This window comes from Caulobacter sp. ALps2 (assembly GCF_058681635.1).
In genome coordinates this window covers 223,890-248,294 of sequence record NZ_JBZWKE010000002.1, presented here as the reverse complement: position 1 = coordinate 248,294, position 24,405 = coordinate 223,890, and the positions used below count along the sequence as shown (strand labels likewise).

The 24,405-nt window shown below is 66.0% G+C and carries 26 protein-coding genes and 3 pseudogenes; 18 read left to right on the top strand and 11 right to left on the bottom strand.

Translation table 11 applies throughout. The features are described 5' to 3' along the window. Nucleotides 1–186: 186 nt before the first annotated feature. From ACW173_RS26205 to ACW173_RS26160, 10 genes and pseudogenes are all read left to right on the top strand, one after another. The gene (locus tag ACW173_RS26205; RefSeq protein ID WP_492086230.1) at nt 187–834 is read left to right on the top strand and encodes a HupE/UreJ family protein; all 648 of its coding nucleotides are present in this window, start codon (nt 187–189) and stop codon (nt 832–834) included. 15 nt (nt 835–849) lie between these two features. Beyond that, a complete protein-coding gene (locus ACW173_RS26200; RefSeq protein WP_492086139.1) occupies nt 850–1,512 on the top strand; it encodes a transmembrane anchor protein in 663 nt (220 codons plus the stop codon). Between the two features lie 168 nt (nt 1,513–1,680). Then, on the top strand, nt 1,681–2,187 hold the full coding sequence (locus ACW173_RS26195) for an SRPBCC family protein (RefSeq protein WP_492086138.1): 507 nt from the start codon (nt 1,681–1,683) through the stop codon (nt 2,185–2,187). Nucleotides 2,188–2,505: 318 nt separating this feature from the next. Continuing rightward, nucleotides 2,506–3,906 (top strand): TolC family protein, encoded by a 1,401-nt coding sequence (locus ACW173_RS26190; RefSeq protein ID WP_492086137.1) that lies wholly within the window; start codon nt 2,506–2,508, stop codon nt 3,904–3,906. Beyond that, nucleotides 3,903–4,898 carry a hypothetical protein gene (locus ACW173_RS26185; protein WP_492086136.1) on the top strand — a complete coding sequence of 332 codons (996 nt, stop codon included), beginning with the start codon at nt 3,903–3,905 and terminating at the stop codon, nt 4,896–4,898. The genes ACW173_RS26190 and ACW173_RS26185 overlap by 4 nt, the downstream gene beginning before the upstream one ends. A 3-nt stretch (nt 4,899–4,901) precedes the next feature. After that, nucleotides 4,902–8,015 carry an efflux RND transporter permease subunit gene (locus tag ACW173_RS26180; RefSeq protein ID WP_492086135.1) on the top strand — a complete coding sequence of 1,038 codons (3,114 nt, stop codon included), beginning with the start codon at nt 4,902–4,904 and terminating at the stop codon, nt 8,013–8,015. Next, nucleotides 7,990–8,661 (top strand): response regulator, encoded by a 672-nt coding sequence (locus tag ACW173_RS26175; RefSeq protein WP_492086134.1) that lies wholly within the window; start codon nt 7,990–7,992, stop codon nt 8,659–8,661. Before ACW173_RS26180 ends, ACW173_RS26175 begins: the two co-directional genes overlap by 26 nt. After that, the gene (locus ACW173_RS26170) at nt 8,642–10,090 is read left to right on the top strand and encodes a sensor histidine kinase (RefSeq protein ID WP_492086133.1); all 1,449 of its coding nucleotides are present in this window, start codon (nt 8,642–8,644) and stop codon (nt 10,088–10,090) included. The genes ACW173_RS26175 and ACW173_RS26170 overlap by 20 nt, the downstream gene beginning before the upstream one ends. Further along, a pseudogene (locus tag ACW173_RS26165) lies at nt 10,080–10,532 on the top strand (MFS transporter); the annotation flags it as partial. The gene ACW173_RS26170 and the pseudogene ACW173_RS26165, both read left to right, overlap by 11 nt. A 232-nt stretch (nt 10,533–10,764) precedes the next feature. Next, nucleotides 10,765–11,711 (top strand): IS630 family transposase gene (locus tag ACW173_RS26160; RefSeq protein WP_085953780.1). Its coding sequence is split into 2 segments (ribosomal slippage): nt 10,765–11,101 and nt 11,101–11,711, totalling 948 coding nucleotides; the frame shifts between segments, so codons are not numbered across the junction. A 155-nt stretch (nt 11,712–11,866) separates the two neighbouring features. Here ACW173_RS26160 and ACW173_RS26155 read toward each other — a convergent pair. The 5 genes from ACW173_RS26155 to ACW173_RS26135 form a co-directional block, all read right to left on the bottom strand. Next, nucleotides 11,867–12,793, bottom strand: coding sequence for a Fic/DOC family protein (locus tag ACW173_RS26155; RefSeq protein WP_492086132.1), 927 nt, complete (start codon nt 12,791–12,793; stop codon nt 11,867–11,869). Further along, a complete protein-coding gene (locus tag ACW173_RS26150) occupies nt 12,793–12,984 on the bottom strand; it encodes a hypothetical protein (protein ID WP_028040819.1) in 192 nt (63 codons plus the stop codon). Before ACW173_RS26150 ends, ACW173_RS26155 begins: the two co-directional genes overlap by 1 nt. Before the next feature lie 76 nt (nt 12,985–13,060). Further along, nucleotides 13,061–13,441, bottom strand: a complete 381-nt coding sequence (locus ACW173_RS26145) for a DUF3768 domain-containing protein (protein WP_492086131.1) — start codon at nt 13,439–13,441, stop codon at nt 13,061–13,063. A 215-nt stretch (nt 13,442–13,656) separates the two neighbouring features. Further along, nucleotides 13,657–14,061, bottom strand: coding sequence for a hypothetical protein (locus ACW173_RS26140; RefSeq protein WP_492086130.1), 405 nt, complete (start codon nt 14,059–14,061; stop codon nt 13,657–13,659). A gap of 41 nt (nt 14,062–14,102) precedes the next feature. Next, nucleotides 14,103–14,591, bottom strand: coding sequence for a hypothetical protein (locus tag ACW173_RS26135; RefSeq protein WP_492086129.1), 489 nt, complete (start codon nt 14,589–14,591; stop codon nt 14,103–14,105). Nucleotides 14,592–14,691: 100 nt separating this feature from the next. On the opposite strand from ACW173_RS26135, the gene ACW173_RS26130 reads away from it, so the two are divergent. The 3 genes from ACW173_RS26130 (at nt 14,692) to ACW173_RS26120 (ending at nt 15,709) form a co-directional block, all read left to right on the top strand. Then, nucleotides 14,692–14,934: a helix-turn-helix domain-containing protein gene (locus tag ACW173_RS26130; protein ID WP_492086128.1), complete on the top strand. Its 243-nt coding sequence runs from the start codon at nt 14,692–14,694 to the stop codon at nt 14,932–14,934. An 85-nt stretch (nt 14,935–15,019) separates the two neighbouring features. Further along, nucleotides 15,020–15,205 (top strand): DUF3606 domain-containing protein, encoded by a 186-nt coding sequence (locus ACW173_RS26125; protein WP_492086127.1) that lies wholly within the window; start codon nt 15,020–15,022, stop codon nt 15,203–15,205. A 159-nt stretch (nt 15,206–15,364) separates the two neighbouring features. Continuing rightward, the gene (locus ACW173_RS26120) at nt 15,365–15,709 is read left to right on the top strand and encodes a hypothetical protein (protein ID WP_492086126.1); all 345 of its coding nucleotides are present in this window, start codon (nt 15,365–15,367) and stop codon (nt 15,707–15,709) included. A 63-nt stretch (nt 15,710–15,772) separates the two neighbouring features. On the opposite strand, the gene ACW173_RS26115 is transcribed toward ACW173_RS26120, so the two are convergent. From ACW173_RS26115 to ACW173_RS26105, 3 genes are all read right to left on the bottom strand, one after another. Continuing rightward, nucleotides 15,773–16,117: a hypothetical protein gene (locus tag ACW173_RS26115; protein ID WP_492086125.1), complete on the bottom strand. Its 345-nt coding sequence runs from the start codon at nt 16,115–16,117 to the stop codon at nt 15,773–15,775. Then, nucleotides 16,114–16,887: an exodeoxyribonuclease III gene (locus ACW173_RS26110; protein WP_492086124.1), complete on the bottom strand. Its 774-nt coding sequence runs from the start codon at nt 16,885–16,887 to the stop codon at nt 16,114–16,116. The genes ACW173_RS26115 and ACW173_RS26110 overlap by 4 nt, the downstream gene beginning before the upstream one ends. Before the next feature lie 81 nt (nt 16,888–16,968). After that, nucleotides 16,969–17,280, bottom strand: coding sequence for a hypothetical protein (locus tag ACW173_RS26105; RefSeq protein ID WP_492086123.1), 312 nt, complete (start codon nt 17,278–17,280; stop codon nt 16,969–16,971). Between the two features lie 89 nt (nt 17,281–17,369). Between ACW173_RS26105 and ACW173_RS26100 the strand changes: the two genes are divergently transcribed. From ACW173_RS26100 to ACW173_RS26085, 4 genes are all read left to right on the top strand, one after another. Beyond that, complete coding sequence (locus ACW173_RS26100; protein ID WP_492086122.1) at nt 17,370–17,684, top strand: hypothetical protein; 315 nt, start codon at nt 17,370–17,372, stop codon at nt 17,682–17,684. 103 nt (nt 17,685–17,787) lie between these two features. Next, nucleotides 17,788–18,021, top strand: coding sequence for a ComEA family DNA-binding protein (locus ACW173_RS26095; RefSeq protein WP_492086121.1), 234 nt, complete (start codon nt 17,788–17,790; stop codon nt 18,019–18,021). A gap of 103 nt (nt 18,022–18,124) precedes the next feature. Beyond that, complete coding sequence (locus ACW173_RS26090) at nt 18,125–18,394, top strand: hypothetical protein (RefSeq protein WP_062094411.1); 270 nt, start codon at nt 18,125–18,127, stop codon at nt 18,392–18,394. 117 nt (nt 18,395–18,511) lie between these two features. Continuing rightward, nucleotides 18,512–18,907, top strand: a complete 396-nt coding sequence (locus ACW173_RS26085) for a helix-turn-helix domain-containing protein (RefSeq protein WP_492086120.1) — start codon at nt 18,512–18,514, stop codon at nt 18,905–18,907. Here the strand turns inward: ACW173_RS26085 and ACW173_RS26080 are convergent. The 3 genes and pseudogenes from ACW173_RS26080 to istA all read right to left on the bottom strand — a co-directional run. Further along, nucleotides 18,908–20,182: pseudogene (locus tag ACW173_RS26080) on the bottom strand (helix-hairpin-helix domain-containing protein); the annotation flags it as partial. 124 nt (nt 20,183–20,306) lie between these two features. Beyond that, nucleotides 20,307–21,047 (bottom strand): IS21-like element helper ATPase IstB, encoded by a 741-nt coding sequence (gene istB / locus ACW173_RS26075; protein WP_062094408.1) that lies wholly within the window; start codon nt 21,045–21,047, stop codon nt 20,307–20,309. Nucleotides 21,048–21,058: 11 nt separating this feature from the next. Beyond that, nucleotides 21,059–22,593: pseudogene (istA, locus tag ACW173_RS26070) on the bottom strand (IS21 family transposase). A gap of 225 nt (nt 22,594–22,818) precedes the next feature. On the opposite strand from istA, the gene ACW173_RS26065 reads away from it, so the two are divergent. Beyond that, nucleotides 22,819–24,393, top strand: coding sequence for a DHA2 family efflux MFS transporter permease subunit (locus ACW173_RS26065; protein ID WP_062094406.1), 1,575 nt, complete (start codon nt 22,819–22,821; stop codon nt 24,391–24,393). Nucleotides 24,394–24,405: the final 12 nt, after the last annotated feature.

The following is a 24,405-nucleotide window of genomic DNA, read 5'->3' as shown; positions in this document are numbered from 1 at the left end:
TGGGCGAGGCATAGGCCTTCGCCTCACGCCCTTCGACCCACCGGCCCAGCTCCGGGGCCGTCGGCGTCTTTTCGGCGCCAATCCATGGGTCGCAACATGATCTTCAAGTTCCAAGGATCATCCATGACACAAGTAACCCTACGAACCTGGTCCAAGCGTTTGTGGCTCGGCCTCGGTCTGCTTCTGATGACTGGTCTGGTGTCTCAGGCGTTCGCCCACGGCGTCGCCGAGGGCGACAAGGGCTACATCCAGGAGAGCTCCGGCGTCCTGTTCATGCCGTTCGTCTACCTCGGTGCCAAACACATGATCACCGGCTACGATCACCTACTGTTCCTGTTCGGGGTGATCTTCTTCCTCTACCGGCTCAAGGACGTCAGCCTCTATGTGACCATGTTCGCGGTCGGTCACTCGGTCACCCTGCTTCTGGGTGTGCTGATGGGCGTCAATGTCAGCGCCTACCTCATCGACGCGATCATTGGCCTCTCGGTCGCTTACAAGGCGCTGGACAATCTCGGCGCCTTCCAGCGCTGGTTCGGGGTGCAGCCCAACACAAAGGCTGCCACGCTGATCTTCGGGCTGTTCCACGGCTTTGGCTTAGCTACCAAGCTGCAGGATTTCCAGCTTTCCCCCGACGGCCTTTTCGTCAACCTGGTCGCCTTCAACATTGGTGTTGAGCTCGGCCAGATCCTGGCGCTCAGCGCGATCCTGATCGCCATGGGATTCTGGCGGCGCACTTCCAGGTTCTGGACCCACGCCTACACCGCCAACGTCATCCTCATGACCGCCGGCTTCGTCCTCACCGGCTACCAACTCGTCGGCTACTTCGTCGCCTGACCGGAGACCAGACCCATGCACAACACCCAAAAGCCCGACCTTGCCGACCTGCCCACCACCAGCAGGCTGCTGCGCTCCACCGCCTTCGCCGTGGGTATCGCCGCTACCCTCCTGGTCACGGTCGTGCTTCCCGCCGAATACGCCGTGGATCCCACCGGAATTGGCCGGCTGCTCGGCCTGACCGAGATGGGGAGTGTGAAGATGGCCATCGCCCGGGAGGCTGAACAGGAGGAGTCCGCCGAGGCGGCACCTGCGGCTGCGGCTTCTGGGCCGGTGATCGCGGCCCACACGGCGCCCACTCCAGTCGTCACGGCCGTCCCGGCGCCGGCTCAAGCCATCGCCCCCGCTAAGCAGGCTCCGGCGGCCCAGGCCGAAGAGATGACCTTGACCCTGGCCCCCGGGCAAGGCGTTGAGATAAAGGCCAAGATGCGCAAGGGCGCATCTGTGACCTATGTCTGGACCACCGACGGTCCGAAACTGAACTTCGATACCCATGGCGACGGAGCCGGCATCTCCTACCATGGCTACGGCAAGGGTTCAGAAAGCCGCTCAGAAGGGGTCCTCACGGCCGCCTTCGACGGGTCCCATGGCTGGTTCTGGCGAAACCGCGCGGGCAAGCCGGTCACAGTGACCCTGAAGGTAACCGGCGACTTCGACGGTCTGAAGCGGCTGGTGTGAGCGCCTCATCGCAAACCGACCTCGGCGCGTGGGCGCGTACGAGACGCCTGCAAGCTGGTCCTAGGTCTCGGCAGGATCAATCATCGGCTACCTAGGCACCATCGCGACAATGCCGTCCGCGTCTGCTGGGCAATAGCGGTGAGGGATGAAGGCCCAGGCAATAGTCGGATGGCGAAAGTTAAAGGGAATACTCCCGTGTATGAACTTGTGAGCGAGATCGACGTGAAGGCGCCTGTCGCGACAGTCAGGGCGATCCTGACAGACTTCGCGTCTTACCCTAAGTGGACTGGTACAGCTCGCGTGACTGAAGAACCGGATGATCGGACAAGGATCACCTATGCTATCCAGGTGATCTTCAAGGACGGCCCGGAGAAATCTTGGGTGTTCCCTGGCCGCCTTACCGCCAACCACCCTCCCAGCGGGCTTGCCTGGCAGCTCGGTATGCCCGGGCTGCTCGTCATCGAGATGCAGTACCGGTTTGCGCGGGCGAATGGAGCGACCCGCGTCTGCCACGTCGTTAAGTTCAGAGGACTCCTACCGGCAGTGATGAAGAGCCGCCTTAAACGCATATTCCAGCCAGTGATGGACCGAACGCTAAGTGACTTGGCCGTACGTGCCAGGCAACCCTCGCGGCCGTTAAGGAGCTCGCCTCGCGGCCGTCCGGAGAAGCGGTAATGGAGGGGGCGTTCGCGGGCGCCGTCCCGGCCTTCGCCCGCCACCGGACGCTGAGGTGATGCGCCTGATCGGTGGCGACCTGCTGATGTGCGATCCCACCCTCATTGGCTTAGATCACCTGCTGTTCATGTTCGGGGCGAGTACTTCCCAGGCAGGTTCAGCCAGATCGCCGCGCTCATCACAGCTTTGAAATTCGGCGACTCGATCACGCTCCTGGCTCTATCGAGCCAGCCATGTTTGGGAATCGACAAGGTGCGGGCGCAATAGACCGCAGCCATAAGCTATCCCGCGACCGCCCGTCGCGGGAGCTTTGGCCTCGTGAAGTCGACTCTGACCGTCCTGCTCAGCGCCCTGTCTCTATCGGCCTGCGCGAGTTACGCGCCGGCACCGATCGAGCCCTCGGCCTTCGCCGCGGAGGCTCGAACCCGAACTTTGAATCTCGCGCAGGTTCGGGAAAGGGTCGCCTCCATAGCGCCGGACGCGGGCTGGAGCGGCCCGCGCGTCGATCGCTTAGCGCTCTTCGCCAGCGCGTTGCTCAACAATCGCGATATCGCCGCCGCTCGAGCAGGCGTCGATAGTGCCCAGGCTGCGGCCAAGGCTTCGCGCGTCGGCCCTGCCGCGACACTCACGTTAAGTGCGGAATACGCTCGCAGCGCCGCCGAAAGCTCACCCTGGCTGTTTGGCGGGGCGATTGACATCCCTCTCGACGTGGGCGCTCGCCGCAAGGCCCGGGTGACCAGTTTTGATCTTGCCGTCGATGTCGCGCGCTACGACTACGCCGATAGGATCTGGTCGGTTCGCATGGCCGTTCGGCGGGCGCTTGCCGACTATTTTATCGCGGAACGCCAGGCCGTCGCCTACCAGCGCGTGACACAGGTGCGGGCGCGCCAACAGGCGGCGATGGAAAACCGGGTCAACGCGGGGGAGGCGTCCCGCGCAGAGCTGGAGCGCGTCCGCGCGGATGGCGCCGACGCCGTTCGTCGCGCCGCGGACGCCGTCAACAGTTCTCGGGCGGCCCGCCAGTCACTCGCGACGGCTTTGGGAGTTCCGGTCGAAGCCTTGAACGACGTCACCCTGTCCTGGACCGACTTCGATAAGCCGGCCGACGACCCAGGCGTGGGTGTGACGGAGGCGATTCGTACCGCCGCCACCTTGTCGCGCGCTGACGTGCTCAAGGCCGTGGCGGCCTATGACCAGGCCGAATCCGATCTCCGCGCAGAGGTCGCGCGCCAGTATCCGGCGATCAGCATTGCGCCCGGCTACACCTGGGAACGTGGTCTGGTGAAAATTCCGGTATCCCTCGGCCTCGTCCTTCCGCCGCTCGATCTCAATCGCGGCGCTATCGCCACAGCGCAGGCCAAGCGGACTGAAGCAGGACGCAAGCTCGAAGCGGTTGTCGCGGGGTCGCTAGCGGCCGTCGATGCGGCCCTGGCCGAGACCCGCGCTGCGCGCGACGCGCTGAGAAAGGTAAGGAGCGTCGAACTGGTTGCCGCCTCGCGCCTCGCCTCCCAGGCAGATCGCGAGTTGGCGCAAGGGGCCATCGACCGCACGGACTGGGCCGCCGCCCAGGCCGGCGCCGGTCTCGCGCGCATTTCCGAACTCGACGCCCTGGCGCGCGTGCATGCCGCCGATGCCGGCCTGGAAGACGCGCTACGCCGCCCCTTGGAAGGACCCGAGACAATGATCCTGCCCAGCCCCGCCGCAAGGAGCCGCCCATGAGCCGTTTTAGCGCCGCCGCATGGGCGGCCGTAGGCGCCAGCGCTGCGGCCTTGGCGATTTTCGGCGTGGCCGCGCTTCGGACTGCACCGAGTTCGCCAGCGGAGGAAGGGGTAAAGGCGCCTGCATCAGGGGCCGCCTTCGTCGACGGCGAGGTTCGGCTCAGCGCGGCGCAACAGGCTCGGGCGGGCCTGCGCGTTGCGACCTTGTCGGCGGGTGGAGCTCGGCAGATCACGCAGGGTTTCGCGCGCGGCCTGGATGTCAGCGCCCTCGCCGCGATCAACGCCGAAATCTCCACGGCGCGTGCGGCCGCCATCGCCTCTCGCGCCGAGGCAGGGCGGCTTGTCGCCCTGGCGGCGCAGGACCAGAGCGCATCGACCCGTGCGGTGGAAGCCGCCCGCGCCCAAGCCGCGGCTGATGCTGCGCGGGCGGACCTTGCCGAACGCCGCGTCGGACTTGAGTTCGGCGCAGGGCTGGCGCGATTGGACTTGGCTGCCCGTCAAAGGCTACTGGGCGAGATCGCGGCTGGACGGGCCGCCCTGATGCGCATCGATGTCCCGGGCGCTTCGGCAAGAGACGGCTCGCGCGTGATCATCTCGGATGGCGGCGTCACCGCTCCGGCCAGCGTGCTTGGTCCGGCGGCGTCGGCGGACGCCCGGTTGCAGAGCGCGGGCCTGCTGGCCATCGTCCGCGGTCCGATGGCGCGGTCCGCCTCGGCTGGGCGCGTACTGGCGGCGAGCCTTGAGCAGTCCTCCACAGAGACCGGGGTCATCGTTCCTCGAGAAGCCCTGGTGCGGTGGCGCAACGCCATTTGGGCCTACCGCCGCAGCGCGCCCGGCGTGTTTGTCCGGCGCGAGCTAGTAGACGCCCGTCCGGTGGAGAGCGGCTGGTTCGTCACAACGGGCTTTTCGGCCGGCGACGTGGTCGCGGTGGGCGGGGCCGGAACGCTGCTCGCCATCGAACGCGGCGGCGAGCAGGCTGCCGAGAAAGACTAGCCGATGCTTTCGCTTATCGTCAGGCTCTGCCTGCGCCATCCCGGTATCGTGCTTCTGTGTGCCTTGCTGTTGCTCGGGTTTGGCGGCGCCACCGTCGTCGCGGCGCGCTACGACGTCTTTCCGGAGTTCGTCCCGCCCCAGGCGAGCGTCCAGACGGAGGCCGCTGGCCTCACCCCCGAACAGGTCGAGGCCCTGGTCACCCGGCCGCTGGAGACTGTTATCAACGGCGCCAACGGCGTCGCCGCAGTCCGCTCGGAATCCATCCAGGGCTTGTCCGTGATCACCGTCATCTTCGTTGAGGGCAGCGATCCGTTTCGCGCGCGGCAGGTCGTTGCAGAAGCCTTGAGCGAGGCAGCGGGTCGTCTGCCGGCCGGCGTCTCCGCCCCCAAACTCAGCCCGCTGACCTCCTCCACTATGGATCTCTTGAAGATTGGCTTCACCAGCGACCGGTTGAGCCCGATGGCCTTGCGAGATATCGTCCAGTGGACAGTGCGGCCCCGGATGCTGGCCACACCTGGGGTCGCCCGCGCCACGATCTTCGGCGGCGACCAGCGTCGCCTGGAGGTCCGCGTCCGGCCGGCCGATCTCATCGCCCGAAACATCGCGCTCTCCGAAGTCGCCACCGCCGTCCAGGCGAGTACGTTAGTCCGCGGCGGCGGGTTCGCCGAGACGCCCAGCCAGCGCATCCTGGTCGAACCCACCAATGGGGCCGTTACGGCCAAGTCCCTTTCCGGATCACTCCTCCCGGCCGCCACGGGCCTGCCGGTGAGACTGGGCGATGTCGCCGATGTCGTGGAGGCGCCTGCGCCGAAGTTCGGCGACGCTTTGATCATGGGACGGGGCGGCGTGCTGATCGCGCTTTCGAGCCAGTATGGCGCGAACACGCTCGACGCGACGCGCGCTGCGGAGGCGACGCTGGCCGAGCTGCGACCCGCTCTGGAGGCGCAGGGCGTCAAAATCTACCCCAGCCTCCACAGGCCAGCGAACTTCATCGACTCTGCGCTGCGCGGCATCCGCACCGACTTGCTGATCGGGGCGGGCATGATCGGCCTGATCCTGTTGGTGTTCCTGCGGGATCTGAGAGTCGCGTTCATCGCATTTGTCTCCATCCCGCTGTCGCTTCTCGCCGCGCTCATCGTGCTGGACCGCCTGGGGCAGACCATCAACACCATGACCCTGGGCGGCCTGGCGGTCGCCCTCGGCGTGGTCATCGACGACGCCATCGTCGGGGTGGAGAATATCGTGCGCCGCCTTCGCGAGGATCGGTCCGGAACCGACAGGGTGGGGATCATCGAGGCGGCGTCGGTGGAGGTGCGCGCGCCGGTCGTCTATGCGACCTACGTGCTGGCCTTGACCATCGCGCCCATCCTCTTCCTGACCGGCCTGCAGGGCGCATTCTTCGGTCCACTCGCCTTTGCGTTCCTGCTGGCGACACTGGCCTCCCTCGCGGTCGCCATCACCGTGACGCCCGCGCTGTCGCTGCTGCTCCTGCGTCGGATCCGGCTACACGACGAGCCGGGCTATCTTCGGAAGCTGAAGAGCCTTCATATTCGGGTCTTAGAGCCGATATGCGCGCGGCCCGGCGTGGTCGTGGCGGGCGCCGCGCTGGTCGGTGTGTTGGCGCTAGGGGCCTTCTTCGTCTTTGGCTCGGAGCTGCTGCCGGCGTTCCGCGAGCGTCACTATGTGCTGCAGGTCAATGGGCCCGCCGGCGCCTCGATGGGGTGGATGCGCGATCTTGGCGTCCGCATCACCAAGGATCTGGTGGCGATACCCGAGGTCGCGACGGTCGAGCAGCAGATCGGGCGCGCCGAGGCCGGAGAGGACACCTTTCCCCCGCATCGCAGCGAGTTCCATGTCGAGTTGCGCCCCGTGGGCGGGGCCGGCGAGGACCGGGTTCTGGCGCGCATCCGAGAGGTTCTGGCGCAATATCCCGGCGTTCAGAGCGAAGCTCTGACCTTCCTCGGAGACCGCATCAGCGAATCCTTGTCGGGGGAGACGGCGAAGGTTGCGGTCAATGTCTATGGACCCGACCTCGACGTTCTTGACCGTGTCGCGGCCGATGTGGCTCGCGCCCTGCAGTCGGTCCCCGGCGCGGCCGACGTGCAGGTGAAGGCCCAGCCCGGCGCTCCGACCCTGAAGATCGCCCTGGACTCAGACCGCATGGCGCTTCGCGGCGTCGCCCCTACCGACGCCTATGACGCCATCGAAACGGCCTTCCAGGGCCGCACCGTGGCGCAGGTCACGGGTGCCGATCGCATCACCGAGGTGGCCATCGCCCTCCCACCGGAGATGCAGCGTGATCCGGAAGGCATCGGAGCCTTGCTCGTGCGCACCGCAGATGGTGCGACGACCCCCTTGTCAGACATCGCCACCATTCGCTTGGGCGAGGGGCGCACCGTCATCAATCACGACGGCGGTCAACGTCGGCAGGTGGTCACCGCCAATCCCACGGGGGCGGACGTCTCCGGGTTCGTGCGCGACGCCCGCGCCAAGATCGCAAGCACCGTTTCGCTCCCGCCGGGTGTGTTCCTTGAATTTACCGGCGTAGCCCAGGGTCAGGCCGCTGCGGCTAGCCAGATCCTGGTCAATGTCGCGGCCGCTTCGATCGGCATCGTCGCCCTCCTCGTGCTGGCCTTCGGCGGCGGTCGTCCCGCCGGACTGATCCTGGCTGGGACGCCGTTTGCGCTGGCCGGCGGCGTCGCGGCGGTGGCCTTGACCGGCGGGGTGCTGTCACTGGGTGCCCTGGTCGGCTTCGTCACGCTATTCGGAATCGCCGCCCGCAACGCCATTCTCCTGATCTCCCACGTCGATCATCTAGTGAGCTATGAGGGCCAACCCTGGGGCTTGGCGACGGTACTGCGAGCGACCCAGGAACGCGTGACGCCAATCCTGATGACCGCCCTGGTCACCGGACTTGGCCTGGCGCCGCTCGCGCTCGAGGCGGGCCAATCCGGACGCGAGGTGCAGGGTCCGATGGCCGCGGTCATCCTCGGCGGATTGATCACCTCGACCCTGATGAGCCTGCTGCTGCTCCCTGCGCTCGTTCTCGCCTATCGTTATCCGCCGGGACAACCCCACGAGAGATCACGCGATGCGCCTGCTGCTGATCGAGGATGATGCTGAGACTGCGGCCTTCGTCGTCGAGGGCCTCAGCGCGCGTGGTCATGCGTGCGAGACCGTGATGGATGGCCAGGCCGGGCTGGTCACGGCGATGGCTGGCAGCTTCGACGTGATGATCATCGACCGGATGCTTCCCAGCCTGGACGGGCTGTCGGTCGCCAAGGCCCTGCGCGATGCCGGGCGTGAAACGCCCATCTTGATCCTGACGGCGCTCGGCTCGGTCGAGGATCGGGTCGCCGGCCTGGAGGGGGGCGCTGACGACTATCTGGTCAAGCCGTTCTCGATGTCAGAACTGGCGGCCCGCGTTGACGCCCTCGGCCGCAGAGGCGCATCGGCTTCGCCCACCCGGCTGGCCATCGCCGATTTGACGCTCGATCGTTTAACGCGCCAGGTCCGACGGGGCGGCGAACTGGTCGATCTGCAGCATCGCGAGTTTCAGCTGCTCGAAGCCTTGATGCTTCAGACGCCCAGTGTCGTCACCCGCACCATGCTGCTGGAAGGCGTTTGGAAAATACGCTTTGATCCGGGCACCAGCCTGGTGGAGAGCCACGTTAGCCGCCTTCGCGCCAAGATTGATCGCGCGGGGAGTCCAATGCTGATTCACACCGTGCGAGGAGAAGGCTATGCCGCTCGCACGCCTTAGCCCGCTCTGGCGCTCGACCAGCTTTCGGATCTCCCTCATCCACGCCGCGCTACTGGCGGCTGCGATCGTGGGCGCAGGAACCGGCGGCTGGGTGACGACCCGCGGCGCGGCCGAGCGCGAAGCCCATGATCGCATCGCCCTTGAGGTCCACGCCGTCACGCTTGAGATCCAGGCCGAGGGTCTGAAGGCCGCCGGCGACGCGGTGATGGCGCGCGCGGAACGACCCGGCGCCCTGGAATACCGTCTGGTCGATTCCACGGGCCGCCATGTCGCGGGCGACTTGACCGACCTGGGCCCCAAGGAGGGGTGGCGAAGCCTCGACTTTGATGGAACCGCGCCCGGACTGGAAGGCAAGGACCGCCTCATTATCCTGACCCAGCGCCTGCCGGATGGTGCGCGGCTCACGGTCGGAGAGGACCTTGGGAGAGCCGAAGCGCTGCGCAACACGCTCTTTCGGACCCTGTTGCTATGGGGCGGTTTGGCCTTGGCCCTAGGGTTGGCGGCCGGCCTTTACCTGACACACCGGGCGCTCGAACGAATGAACGCCTTGGTTCGCACTGTGCGCACCGTCGCCGACGGCGACCTCGCGGCCCGCGCTTCCGACGCCAGGCCGGAAGGCGACGACATCGGCCAGCTGGCTGCGGGCGTCAATCAGATGCTGGATCGCATCGGTGTTTTGATGGCCGCCGTGCGCCGGGTTTCCGCCGAGGTTGCCCATGATCTTCGGACCCCCTTGTCGCATGTCCGCCAGCGGCTCGACGCGGCCGCCGCCGCTGCGACGCCAGAACTCCGAAACGCCGCCCTTCAGTCGGCGAATGACGGCATCGACAGGGCCCTGCGAATGTTCGACGCGATGCTTCGCCTCGCGGAGATCGACGCCGGCGCGGCGCGGGCGCGTTTCGCGGCCGTCGACCTGATGGATCTGACCGATCGGGTCGCGGACGCCTACCGCGCGGAGTTAGAGGCATCGGGGCGGACCTTAATCGTCCAGATCGCGGAATGCAGGGTGGTAGAGGGCGACGTCGACCTTCTGACCCAGGCGCTCGCCAATCTGCTGGAGAACGCCCTGAAACATTCCCGCGCGGGCGCCGCAGTTCGGGTGCGCCTGGTCGAGGAGCCGGACGGAATCAAGCTCAGCGTCGAGGACGATGGACCCGGCATTCCGCCTGAGATGTTCGGGGTCGCGGTCCGGCCGTTCTCCCGGCTGGACCCTGCTCGCGCGGCGCCGGGCACGGGTCTTGGCATGGCGATCACCGCTAGCGTCGCCCGCCTGCACGGCGGACGGCTGCTTCTCGAAGACGCAAGGCCCGGCTTGAAAGTGACCATGCTCATGGTCCCAGCTCAGGGGCCTATGCGTTCCCAGAATGACGCCTCTTGCGATCGCGGCCGTCCGGACCTTGCAGCCGTTCGTGACGCCGATGGGAACTGACAAGACGAAGGCATTATGGCGCTCCGGCATCTCGGCTGTCCCACGAGGGGTATGGGCGCTCGGCCTGGTGTCGATGTTCATGGATATCTCTTCGGAGATGATCCACAGCCTGCTGCCGGTGTTCCTGGTCGGAACCCTGGGGGCCAGCGTCGCGCTGGTCGGACTCATTGAAGGGGCCGCTGAGGCCACGGCTTCGATCACCAAAATCTTCTCCGGCTGGCTGAGCGACAGGCTCGGCAAGCGCAAGCTTCTGGCCGTTCTAGGCTACGGCCTCGGAGCTCTGAGCAAGCCTATCTTTCCTTTGGCAGTGACCCCGTTCGAGGTGTTCGGCGCCCGTTTCGCCGACCGGATCGGCAAGGGCGTGCGCGGCGCGCCGCGAGACGCGCTGGTCGCCGATCTGTCGCCCCCCTCTATTGGGCTCACCGCAAAGTTTGTTCGCCAGACCGCGCTTTGAAGCACGAAGCATGAACAACTGCGGGTCTATCCCCGCAAAGGTCCCTTACGCGACATAAGATTTAGATGCTCAGACCTCCACCCACTCCTCGGCGAACGCTACGGCTTGGCCGCCGGAGGGGGGCGAGCTAGAGCATTCTACGACCTGATTGAATCGTTGGGGATTCCCATGCGGCCCGGTATCTGATTCAAGCTCTGTGCTGGATCGGAGGCTGGCACGAATGAGCAAGGCGCTGTCTTTGGATCTTCGGGAGCGGGTGATCGCCGCGATTGATGGTGGGCTGTCGTGCCGGGCGGCGGCGGCGCGGTTTGGGGTCAGCGCGGCCAGCGCGATCCGATGGCGGCAACTGACCTTGAGCCAGGGCGATGCGCGCCCGGGCGCTCTTGGCGGCGATCGTCGCTCCGGTCTCATCGAGCAGAATGCCGACGTGATCCTGGCGATGGTTGAGGCCAAGCCGGATATCACTCTGGCCGAACTCCAGGCCGGTCTGGCCGAGCGCGGCGTGGCGGTCAGCGGCTCGTCGATCTGGCGGTTCTTCAACCGACGGCGGATCACGCTCAAAAAAAGTCGGCGCACGCGGACGAACAGAACCGTCCCGATATCCTGAAGCGCCGACGGGCCTGGTTCGAGGGGCAACTGGATCTGGATCCCGCCCGACTGGTGTTCCTGGACGAGACCGGAGCCACCACCAAGATGGCTCGTCGGCACGGCCGCGCGCCTCGCGGCGAGCGCCTGCGCTGCAGCGTGCCGCACGGTCACTGGAAAACCACCACCTTCATCGGCGGCTTGCGCCTGTCGGGAATGACCGCGCCCATGGTCCTGGACGGCCCGATGACGGGCGGCTGGTTCCTGGCCTATGTCGAGCAAGTCCTGGTCCCGACGCTGGCGCCCGGCGACATCGTGATCCTCGACAATCTGGCCGCCCACAAAAGCGCCGCCGCCCGAACCGCCATCGAGACAGCCGGCGCTCGGTTGCTGTTCCTGCCGCCTTACAGTCCAGACCTCAATCCGATCGAGAACGCCTTCTCAAAGCTCAAGGCCCTGCTGCGCAAGGCCGCCGCCCGAACCGTCGAACAGCTTTGGAAGGCCATCGCCCATGCTATCGACGCCTTCACACCCAACGAATGCGCCAACTACTTCGCCGCTGCGGGGTATGATGCAGACTGATCGGAAAATGCTCTAGCTCCGGACCTTGGCGTTGGGGTCTAATCTTTCGCCGCGCACGTCGCCAGCTAAGTCGCCGGCGCCTTGGCGGTCCTCGCTTGCTCTGTGGGGGAGCCGCTCGGCCCGCCATCCCCGTGGATTTCTGGCCGGCACCGAGCCTAGCGGTCTTTGTCGCCAAGAATGGGATCGGTAGGGGAGGGGACCTGGTCCTGCGAGGCGTTTCGCCAGGCTTGTTCCTTGCTGACCTCGACGATCGTGCGCCCCGCGCGAAGGTGCTCGGCGACCTGATGGCGCGCCTTATCCAAAAGCCTGCCCTGGGCCTCGACATCGTGGGCCATGGCGCTTCCGACGACGGCGGCGATCTTATCCAGGTTCGCCCAAGCCGCTTGGAAGCTGCCGTCGCCGCTGGCCAACGCCGCTTCGCGGCTCATCGCCAAGAACTGCGCGGCTCGCTCGGGGCCGCGACCGTCCTCGGCCCGTTGCAGGGTCTGGATGCGCGCCAGGATCAGCTCGGCCATCGGTTCGGTCTTGGCTAACTCGAAACCGATCCGGGATGCCTCGTACCAGGCCGCCTGGTCCTCGGGCCGGATCCGAAATTCAAAGCCAGCGCGTTCTGCCACGCCGCCCAGCCAGATGCGCTGGGTGCGGCCATTGCCTTCGATGAAGGGGTGGGCGGCGTTGATCTCGGTGATGAAGTTGGCTGAAGCCACAGCGAAACCTTCCGCCGACAAGCCCTTCAGCTCACCGGCCGCGCGGAAGGCGGCAAATTGCTTTTCCATCCAAGGCGCGATCTGCTCGGGCGGCGCGAACGGCGTGGGGCCACGGCCGGTCGTATAGGTCCGCTCCTGGCCCGCCCACGCATAGAGGTCCTGGAAAAGATGGAAATGGATGGCCTTGAACGCGGCATAGGTCGGCTCGCCTGCGTGAGCGGGCATGCCTTCTTCGATGCGGGTGTCGGTGAAGAGACGTTCGGCGGCGTCGAGCGAGGCTGCATCGCGCAGCCCCAACTCGTTCACCAGCACGCGGCTGCCCGGATAGAAAACCCGCTCGAACGCGGCGCGCTCGGCGTCCTTGCGATCGCTCACTAGGCCTTCTGGGCGAAGTAACCGCGCAGGGCGTCGCGCTTTTGGGCGGGGCTTTTGCCCTCCGCGTCCAGCCGGGCCATCAACTGGTCAGCCTGGGGGTCGCGACGCACGCCCTCGATGTCGTTGTTGGCGCTCATCTGCTCGCGGCGCCAGGCCACGTCTGCGGGATCGGATGAGGACCAACGGCCCATGGGAAACTCCTTCGAACACCAGGGAATATAGCATCTGGTAGGGGAGGGGGCCAGCCCGGCGGCTGGCCCGGCCCGGTCAGTATTCGCTGGCCAGCATGATAATCACAACGCGCCGGGTGAGCTCGGCGCTCCACTTGACCGGCGAGTGCTCGTCACGCTCCGGGTGATAGTAGTCGATCTTCCAAAACAGGCGTTCGTCCCAAAGCTCGAACGCCCCGAAATCACGCTCGCCATAGGGATCATCGCCCTCGTCGAAATCGGTAAACCTCGCCAGTCGGGTGGCGAGCTCAACGCCCCGATCCTCCCCGTTGGCGGCCTCGGCGATCAGGGCGGCGACGCCGCCCGTCGCCAGCCAAGTGGCGTTGACGGTCTTGGGTGCGGTGCGCGCCAGATCGTTGAGGCGGGCGGTTTCCACGGTGCGCTCGGCGTCGCTGGCGAACAGGGGCTTGTCGGTCACGGGTCGATCTCCGGTCTGGGTTCGATGCCTTGCGCATCAACCCCTGCCCGCCGGCGAGGCGGGGGTAGCAAGCGGATGACCGGGGGAGGGGAGGGGGATCGCCCGGCCTGCACGACCCAAGGGAGGAAGGCGGGGGACACCCCAAGGCCGGTCTTCCGCGCGCGAGGGGCCAGGCCCCTTAGCCAGCGGTCAAGGAGGAGCCCGGAGGCCCTAGCCTACGCCCGCTCGCCATCGCACCCGATAGCCGTCTCCACCGCCGCCAGCAGGGCGTGCACGGTCTCGCAAGCCTCCGGCACATTGATCACCGCGAGCAACGCCTCCGACCGGCTCACGATAGCGTGGCGCTGATAGGCGGGGCTGAGCTTCCGGGTCAGCGGGCAAAGCGCCTCGGGGAGACCAGCCAGCCCAGCCCGCCGCGCGCACTTCAGCGCCTTGCGCAGATCATGGCGGATGTGTCGGCGGTTCCAGTCGTCGGCGAACCCGCGCCAAAGCAGGAAGGACTTAAGCGAGAGCTCGATGGCGATCGCAAAGTCGTAGAGCGCGTGATCGGGATAGAGGGCGCCGGTCTCGTCGCCGCTCCGGAAGAAACCTCGGGCGTTGCGGCGGAAGGTCTGGGCCAAAGCTCGATCTGGCGCTGGCCGGTTGGGTCGTCGATGCGCCATCATGCGGCAAGCCGCCTGATGTCGGCGATGGCCCGCATGACCAGGCCGTGGACCCGCTCATGGTCCTCCGGGTAGAGCAGAGTCATCGCGATTGTCAGGTTCGCTAGGACGCCGTCGACGCTGGTCGCAGCCGCGGTCGGCAGGTTCTCCAGGATCGCCTCGCTCTCCTCCTCGAGCTGATCCAGCCGGTCGCTGATTTCGCTCAAGCGACCGCCTTCGCGGATAGCGGCGCGTTCGGGGGTCGTGAGGCGGTGCCAGGCATGGGACTTGATGAGCTCGCCCTCCAGGGTGCCCCACGCCAGCGCCAGACGATTCCGTTCGGCGTCGACATTGAGCCAATGCCGGCTGATCGCGACGATAGGGTCGGCCGGCGTTCCAGGCGGGGCAGCGGCGAAAGCGGGACTGGCTGTAACGCCCGCGAGAACCGCGCGGCGGGAGAGGGCAGGCAGGCGCGAGACCGCGTCTCCCGCCTTGCGACGTGAGGCCATGGCTTGAACTCATCTGTTCACTTAAGAACAGATCGCTACCACAGCGGCCGACGACAGGACAACCCTAAATGATCCGTTCTGAACATTTTATGTTCTCTACATGTTGCTGACCGCCGGGCAGATCAGGGCGGCGCGCGCGCTTTTGGATTGGAGCCAGCCCAGGCTGGCCGAGGCTGCTGGCCTGTCGCTGATGAGCATCCGGCGCATGGAAGACCCCAAGAACGGTCCTGGCCAACGCGCGGCTGCGAACGTCGAGGCTGTTCGTGCGGCCCTCGACAACGCCGGCGTCCAGTTTCTGCCGCCTGATAACCTTGGCGGCCCAGGCCTTCGCCTGAAGGCCTAACCCACTAACCAGGCGAACAGATCGACACATCCCCTTCGGAACCCACCGGCCATGGCGCCGGTTGGAAGGAAAAAGGGAGCCTTTGATGTCTGACGACAAAGCCAAGACCAGTCCGCAGGACGCCTCCAAGATCAGCCTGAGCGAGGACTACGAGGTCCAGTACTGGACCAAGACCCTCGGCGTTTCGCGCGAGGAACTCGCAAAGGCGGTCAAGTCGGCGGGCAATGGCGCCGACGCCGTGCGCGCCCACCTTCAGCGCGGCGCTCACTAGGATGTCGCGGCGGCCGATCCAGCATGAGCTGCTCGGCCGCCAGACCGCTGGGCTCGTCGTGTTCGTCGCTCTGGCGATGTTTCTAAGCGCTACCCCGGTCGCCGCGCTCGGCGACGGGACAAGGCCCGGCGCGGGCGCGCCCCTCTGCCAGTCCCGCTGATGGCCCAGGCCAAAATCGCAAAGCATCGGGCCATCCGCCGTCCAGCCCTGGAGCGCCTACGGCGACTCGTCGACTATGTGCGCCGCCGTCCCACGACGCCCAGTGTCGGCGATCCCTACGGCCCGCTGACGGTCGGAGGTCTGGTCCAGCAGCTCCAGCGGTTTGATCCGGACATGCGCGTGATCATGCCCGGCGACATCGAGGACTGGACCGACGTCCACGAAGCCCATCTGGATATTTTCGCGCCGCAGAGACGCTACCCTCAAATCCTGGAGCTGGCCGACGACGGCGATCCTCGGGCGATTTTGGTCGTCCGGTTGTTTGGCGCGCCCGACGTCGACTGATCAAAAGATGGGGCGTTGCGGGGTGTCCCCGCAGAGGGGGTAGCTTGAGACCAAGGCTCAAGCTCAGGGGGAGACCTCCCCCTCCAAACCCTCAAACCAGACCGCGTAGCTTGTATTGCGCACCATCCGGCGATTTTCATCCGGTGACCCGTCCAGCCACCAAACCGGCCCTCGCTCGCCCAGACCGCGCTTGGCTTCATCAACACGCACCCTTGCCTGCTTTTGCCCCTCGAGATCCCCGCGTCGCCCGCAAACCCCCACCTCGCGCCTAGCCGCCATCAACTGCGCCACCAGAGCCTTCCGGATGTCAGGATCCAGCCCCGGATTGGACGTCCTCCACAGACGTCCCCTAACCACGAAATACCGGCCATCCGGAGTCACGGGATAGGCGTTGGCTGCCTTGGTCATCGATCCAAGACGATCCACGTCGGCGCATGGTCGCTGGCCTCCTCCTCCCCACGCACCCAACGATCGACGCCCGCATCGACGAGATCATCAACCAGGCTGGTGGAGATCAGCAGATGGTCCAGGCGCATGCCGTGGTCGGTCCCCCATCGATTGCGAAGGTAGGACCAGAAGGTCCAAAGCGGTCCGACGGGATGCTGAGCGCGCAGCGCGTCGGTCCAGCCTTGGTCGAGCAGGCGGCGGAAGGCGGCCCGGCTTTCCGGCGCAAGCAGGGCGTTTCCGGCATAGGAGTGGTTTGCGTAGATGTCGTCGTCGGTGGGGATTACGTTGTAGTCGCCCGCCAGGACGACAGGCGCGCCCGTGGCCATCAGCGCCGCGGCGTGCGTCAGCAGCCGTTCCATCCATGCCAGCTTGTAGTCGAACTTGGGGCCCGGGGCCGGGTTGCCGTTCGGAAGGTAAAGGCTGGCGACGAGGACGCCGTTGATCGCCGCCTCGATGTAGCGGGCCTGCGTGTCCTTAGGATCGCCTGGCAGGCGGGTTCGCGTGACGACGGGCTCAACGCCCCGCGCCAGGATCGCCACGCCGTTCCAGGTTCGCTCTCCGACCCAGGCGGCCTGGTAGCCCAATTGCTCAAGAGGCTCGATCGGGAAGGCGCCCTGCTCAGCCTTCAGTTCCTGCAGACAAACGACGTCAGGCTCCTCTTGGGCCAACCAATCGAGAAGGTTGTCCAGGCGGCCGCGCACATCGTTGATATTGAACGTGGCGATCTTCATCGGCGCGCCCCGCCACCTGCTCTTGGTTCAAGGCTCGGGCGCACGGTGAGGATCATCTGTGCTCAACGCAGTATCCGCGCTTTAGCTCAAGGCTGTGGGCGTCGCGAGCGGCGCCAACGGCGGAAAGCGCGCCTTCAGCGACTGCGCGATGGGCGCCACGGTCGCCAATCGAGATGGATCCTCAACGCAAAGCGTAGTGACCAAGCGCACGATCAGTTCAAGGTCGGGATTTTGCAGGCGCTCGTGCTGGCGTTCCAACCTCGTCAGGTAGCGCGTGTCGCCGGGCGGGTAGTTCGCAATCGCCTTTTCGACGTCGGCACGGAGCGACACGAGCCGATCGGCCACGCCGATCGCCATGGCCGCTTGCACGAAATTGGAAAGTTCTGGCTGCACACAATATCCCTAGCCCAGAGCGCTTAATGAACCCTGTTATCTGATGTTCGGGAGATGAGTTTTCTACCGCGACCCGCTATGCTGGCCACGTGCAAGAACATCTCGATCTGACCGGCGCATCAGGCGCTAGCTATCGCTTTCGTCTGGTCGAGGACCCGGCGCAATTGCCCGCGACGGCGGGCATTTTTCTCTACGTTCGCTGGCGCGGCTCAGCGCCGCAAGTCATGTGCTGCTCGGCGGTCAACAGTCTGGTCCAGGCGCGGGAAAACTGGGACTTGGCCGTGCGATCCCACGGCGTACAGGGCATCTACATCCGCCTCAACGTGGCGCGCGCCACGCGGGGAGAGGAGCACAGCGATCTTGTCACCCGGCTGCGCCCACCGATGCTTGGACAAGACGAATGACGAGGGGCGCTCCTGACAAGGTCGTTTCGGCCTTAAAACCACAACGCTGAAAGATCGCCGTCGGCGATGGAACGTCTGGGCACGGTAAGAGTCTGTCCTCGTGATGAGCGACCTCAACACAGCCAGCCCCACCGAGATCGCCGCCGCGGGCGTAAGCTCCGCGCTCGCCCGCGCGATCGCGCTTTGGCAGCCGTATCGCTGCTGGGACGACCTCTTGCTGGTCAGTGAGATCGACCAGATTGTCATCGACCAGCTGCGCCAAGGCGGCTTCGAAATCGGCAAACCCAATGACGGCGCCTGGGTCGTGCCACAGCCCTTCAAGCTCTCTGCCGATTAGCGCATTATCCCCGACCGGCAGCGTGAGCGCAGGCTTTTCGCCTCACGGACTTGCCTTCGCTTGTTGTGATGACACCATGGGTCGGTCGCCAAGGAGCTTCGTTGTGACTCAGGCCCGCTTCGACGCTCAGGTTCTGAAGATCGCCGCCCTGGTGGGTGGATCGCTTTCGGTTGCTCGCTTCCTGTTCCAAGACCTTTCAACCGAAGCAGCGTTCTGCGCTTCGCGCCATAGGATCGCGTTCTGTAGAGCGCTCGACGCCGCGGTCGAGGCCTTTGCGGTCGAATACCTGCGCTCGGCCGACGCAGCCCAGGCGCACAACGCCGCGTGCGCCAGGCTCGAGGCCATGGCGATCTTGAGGAAGAGCGCCCACTAGTCTGTCGACAGAGACTGCGCTAGCTCAGCCGACAAGGCTGGAGTGCGCGCTCCCCAATGCACCTGTTTAGGGCCCGTGTCTCTGGAGAGTCAAAGCCCACTTAAGGAAGAAAAGTCCGTGACCAACGACGCCCCGGCGACAGGACCCCACCATGTCGATCTGCACGTCGGCGCGCTCATCAGAGCCCGACGAAAGGCGCTCGGCATTTCACAGTCGGAACTGGCGGATTGGCTCGGGCTGACTTTTCAGCAGGTGCAGAAGTATGAGCGCGGCTCAAATCGCGTGAGCTCCTCCAAGCTGTATGAAATCGCCCTGAAGCTCGACACGCCCTTGGCCTCCTTCTTTGAAGGCCTTGAGGCCTCAGACAACACGGGCTCAATCGCCGGCGGCCTGACAGGGTTTCTAAATCAGCGCGGCGCCCACGAGCTTGTGGCGGCTTTCACGGCCATGTCACCGGCGTTGCGCCGTCAGCTGGTTAGCCTGGCAGAAGCCATGGCCGGCGACGACGCGTAGTCAACAGAAGTTGCGGCTTCGCTGAGCCCAAGCCATATCGCCCTGATCGCCCGAGCGCGTTTGAAGTGTCTGGAGCACGTCGCCCAGATCATGGACCTTGTATGCGACCAGATGAACGACATCGCCCTCGCGCTGGATACGGCCATCGACGCCCAGCAGGCTGGCGCCCAGGATCACGCGCCGCTGCTTTTCATAGAGCGTGGGCCAGATGACGAGATTGGCCACACCGCTCTCGTCCTCGATGGTGATGAACATCACGCCCTTGGCCGAGCCCGGCCGCTGGCGCACCAGAACCAGCCCGGCGGTCTGGATGAAACCGCCATCGCGCCCTTCGCTGACCGCGCGGCAAGGCTTGCGACGCTGACGGGTCAGGTCTTCGCGCAAAAGCGCCAGCGGGTGGCGGCGTAGCGACAGACCCAGGTTGCCGTAATCCTCGACGATCTCGCGGCCCTCGGTCATGGCCTTCAGCTGCGGCGCCGGCTCATTGAGTTCGGACGCCTCAGGCTGATCGAACAAGGGCAGGGCGGTGTCGCGCAATGCCTTGATCGCCCACATCGCCTCGCGCCGGTGGAGGCGAAGGCTGGGCAGATAGGCGTCGGCTTCGGCGAGCTTCCCCAGCATCCCGGGCTTCAGGCCCGATCGACGCCAGATGTCGTCGATCGAGGCGTAGGGCTGGTCTCCGCGCGCGGCCACCAAGGTCGCGGCCTCTTCATCGACCAAGCCTTTGATCATCCGCAGACCAAGGCGGACAGCCAAGCGATCCTCCCGGCCCGTCGGCTCCAGGGTGCAGTCCCATCGCGAGCGATTGACGCAGACGGGCCTGACCTCCACCCCGTGCTCCACCGCGTCGCGCACGATCTGCGACACGCCGTAAAATCCCATCGGCTGGGAATTGAGCAAGGCGGCGCAGAAGGCGTCGGGGTGGTGGCACTTGAGCCAAGACGAGGCGTAAGCGAGCAGCGCAAAGCTCGCCGCGTGGCTTTCCGGAAAGCCGTAGGACCCAAAGCCTTCGAGCTGGGAGAAGGTCTTCTCGGCGTACTCCTGCTCGTAGCCGCGAGCCACCATGCCGCCGACGAGCTTGTCGCGAAAGTGCGTCACCCCGCCGGTCATCTTGAAGGTCGCCATGGCGCGGCGCAGCTGGTCGGCCTCGCCCGGCGTGAAGCCCGCGCATTCGATGGCCACCCGCATGGCCTGTTCTTGGAAGAGCGGCACGCCCAAGGTTTTGCCCAGCACCTTCTCGAGCTCGGGCGTCGGGTAGCTCACCGGCTCCAGACCTGCGGATTCCGACGATGCCGCCCACCTATTCCGAGATGATCGCGCCCACCATTCCGAGATGATGCCGCCCATCCGAGGGGTCTTCGTTGGTGGGTTTATATAGGGGGCTGGTCTAGGGTTAAGGTCAAGTCTGGGATGGCGGCGCGGAGCGGCGCAGTGACTCGCCGCTGAGTTCCAGGCGGTGGGCGTTGTGGACCAGGCGGTCGAGGATGGCGTCGGCATAGGTGGCCTCGCCGATGACGGTGTGCCAGTCGGCGATCGGCAGCTGGCTGGTGACGATGGTGGAGCGCCGGCCGTAGCGATCCTCGAGGATTTCGAGCAGGTCGTGACGGGCCTGAGCGCCGAGGGGCTCCAGACCCCAGTCGTCAAGGATGAGCAGCTGGGCGGCGCCGAGGGTCTTGAGGCGGCGGCCGGCGCTGCCGTCGCCATGGGCGAGCGCCAGTTCATCGAAGAGCTTGGGCACGCGCACGTAGAGGACGGAGCGGTTGTCGCGGCAGGCCTTGTGACCGAGCGCGCAGGCCAGCCAGCTCTTGCCGACGCCGGTTGGCCCGGTGATCACCAGGTTGTCGTGGGCATCGATCCAGTCGCCCTTGACGAGACTGGCCAGCAGCCCTCGATCGATCCCCCGGTGGGCGCGGTAGTCGATGTCCTCCGGGACGGCGTGATGGCGCAGCCTGGCGTGACGCAGGCGCGCGCCGAGCCGCTTGTCCTGGCGATGGACGGCCTCTCGCTCCAACAGCAGGGCCAGCCAGTCGGCATGGCCCAGGCCGGCGGCCTCGTCATTGGCGGCAAGCTCGTGGAAGGCCTTGGCCATGCCGTGAAGGCCAAGGTCGTGCAGTTGATCGAGCGTGGGGTGGATGAGCATGGATGTTCTCCTCAGTGGTAGTAGCCAGGACCGCGGATATTGGAGTGGAGGATGGCCAGGTCTTGATCTTCCCCCTCGCGGGCCCGACGGACGGGTTGACCGTCGAGCCGGTTGTCGAGGATCGATCTGACGGACCCATAGGTGCGCGCGCCGACCTGCAGGGCGCGTAGGCATGCGGCCTCCAGACGGGCCGGCCCGAAGGGCTTGGCCAGGCGCACGATGCCAAGACAGGTGCGGAAGCCCTGCTCGGGATGGGGGCGATGCTCCAGGATCAACAGAGCATCACGACCGAGGGGCCGATCCGCATCGCCTCCCGGATGATGCGCTCAATGGTCCAGTCGCTGTAGCGGCGATGACTGGAGGGCATGTGCTCGATGATGGTGGTGTGCTTGCCGTCGCCGCTGCCGCGCATGTGGGCGGCGATCCGCTCACCCTTGAGGAACACCTCGACCGTCCGGGGCGTCAGACGCACCTCGACGCTGGCCCGGGCGTGGCGATAGGGGACCGAGTAGTAGTGGCCCTCAACATCGACATGATAGTCGAGGCCGACCTTGCGCAGGCGCCACTCGGCCAGAACATAGGGCTCGGCCGGCAAGGGCTTGAGCCGTGGGGCGCCGATCTCCTCGAACAGTTGGCGACGGGTGCGGCCGACGTAACGCAAGACGCGCTGATCGTTGAGCCGGACTAGCAGCTCGGCGATGGCGGCGTTCACTTCGGCCAGGCTGTGGAAACGTCGATGGCGCAGCCGCCCCAGCAGCCATCGCTCGACGATGCGCACGGCGGCCTCGACCTTGGCCTTGTCGCGTGGGCGCCTGGGCCGCGCCGGCAGCACGGCGGTGTCGTAATGGGCCGCCATCTCGGCGTAGGTGCGGTTGACCTGCGGGTCGTAGAAGCAGGCCTTGATCACCGCGACCTTGGGGTTGTCGGGCACGATCAGGCGGGCCGCCCCGCCGAAGTAGGTGAAGGTCTGGGCGTGGGCGTCGATCCAATCGGGTAGGGTCTCGGTCCAGCTGGCGTGGGCGAACGACAGGCTTGAGCCGCCCATCACCGCCACGAAGATATGCGCCCCTCGCGTCCTGCCTGTCCGTGGATCGACGATCACCGGCACGGTGTCGCCGGCGTAATCGACGAACAGCTTGTCGCCGCCCAGGTGGGTCTGGCGCATGGTGACTGGAAGGCGCGCCTCCCAGCCCCGGTAGAGGTCGCAGAACCGGCTGTAGCGATAGCCGTCCGGGTTGGTCTCGATATACTCGTCCCACAGGATCTGCAGGGTGACGTGCTTGCGCTTCAGCTCGCGGTTCAGCGCCGCCCAGTCGGGCTCCCCCCGCCGCCGGTGACCCTGCTTGGTTCCGGCTTCGCCGTAAAGAAGCGTCTCAAGATCGGCGTCGGTCAGGTCCAACGGCAACGGCCACGCCAATCCAGACCTCTCAGAGCGCCGGAACATCTCCCGCAGTGTCGAGGGCGCCACCCCGGTTCGTCGCGCCACCTCCCGGGTCGCCAGGCCGGCGTCCCGGCTCAATCTCAACATCTCGCGCACGCGGCGCATGGCGATCCTCTCCGTCGGCATCGGCCCCTCCAAAAAGGAGGAGCCTAGAGCCAACGAAGACCCTCACGGCCCGCGCCCTGGGCGGCATCATCTCGGAATGCCGCGCGGGGATTAATCGGAACGGTGGGCGCGATCAGATCGGAATGGTGGGCGGCATCAAATCGGAATGACGGGCGCGATCAGCCCGGAATCCGCACTGAGGCCCTCTTTGCTCGCTGTGGGTCGATGTACCGCTGGCTCGCGACGGCGGCGGCCATGGTTTCAGCGATCGCCGTGGTGTTGTCATCCACCATTGTGAACGTGGCTGTCCCGGCGATCATGGGGCAGTTCGGCATCGATCAGACCCGGGTGCAGTGGCTCGCGACTGGTTTCCTCGCCGCGATGACGGTCACCATGCTGCTCTCTGCATGGTGCGAGCGCACCTTCGGTCATCGGCAAACCATGATGGTGGCCCTGGGCGTGTTCCTGTTCGGATCGGTCCTTGGCGGGCTGGCCCCGGATGATACGGTGCTCATAGTCTCCCGGGTGATCCAGGGCGCTGCAGCGGGTGTCATCCAGCCGCTGGCGATGGTCGTGATGTTCCAGGTGTTTCCCCCTGACAAGCGCGGCGCGGCTATGGGCATCTTCGGGATTGGCGTGGTGCTCGCCCCGGCGCTGGGGCCGTGGGTCGGCGGACTGCTGATGGATAGCTTCGACTGGCGGTTCCTTTTCTATTTGGGGATTCCCTTCGGCCTCGGCGGCATCACGCTGGCGAACCTTTTCCTGCCCGATCGTGATCCTGCGGCTGCGAAGGCCCGACTGGACTGGCCGGCCCTGGTGTGGCTCAGCGTGGCGCTGCTCGCGTTGCTGGAAACCATGTCCAGTGGACAGCGCCAGGGCTGGGCCTCCACGCCCGTCCTCGCGGGGTTTGCGATCACGATGACCTGCGCGGCGGCCTTTCTTGTCTGCGAAAGTCGGATTCCGCATCCGCTGCTCGACCTGCGGGTGTTCGCCAGTCCCCCCTTCGCTGCGGCCGCAGCGGTCAGCTTTGTGCTGGGGGCCGAACTGTACGGCACGACCTATCTGCTCCCGGTCTTCGTCCAGCAGATTCAAAACTTCACCCCAACCCAAGCGGGTCTGCTGCTGATGCCGGCCGGCTTCGTCCTGGTCATCGTCTTTCCCGCCGCAGGCATGATGAGCGACCGGCTGTCGCCAGGATTGCTGATCGGGGCGGGCATGGCGATTTTTGCCTATTCGTCGTGGCTAACGGCCCACGTGAGCGCCGACACAGCCTTCTGGACGCTCGCTTGGTGGACGGTGATTGGCCGCATTGGCATGGGCTTTGTGTTCCCCTCGCTGAGTTCTGCAGCTCTCAAGGTGCTGCCGCTGGAACTGTTATCCCAGGGCTCAGGCTCGATGAACTTCACCCGGCAATTGGGCGGAGCGCTTGGCACGAGTATTCTGGGCGTTATCATTGAGCGACGAACCGCGTTCCACGGCGACGCCCTCGCCGCGACCCAAACGTCGGATAATTCGACTACAGGCAACTATCTCATGGAAGCCGCGCGAACCGTCCACGCGATGGGACTCGGGCCTTTGGAGCAACTCCCGGCCGCCGGCTGGTTGCTGGGGCAAGGAGTTTACTACCAGGCGGCGGCGGCCGCCTACCGAGACGGGTTCCTGATCACGGCTATGGTCTTCGCTGCGGCCCTCGCGCCGACGTTCGTTCTTCATCGTGCTTTGAGCCGCGTCGCGGGGCGATCCCTGACAGGATCCGGTTCGGCTTCGGGGGGCGAGGCCTCGCGGGCGACGAAGGTATAAGCCCGGTTCCGG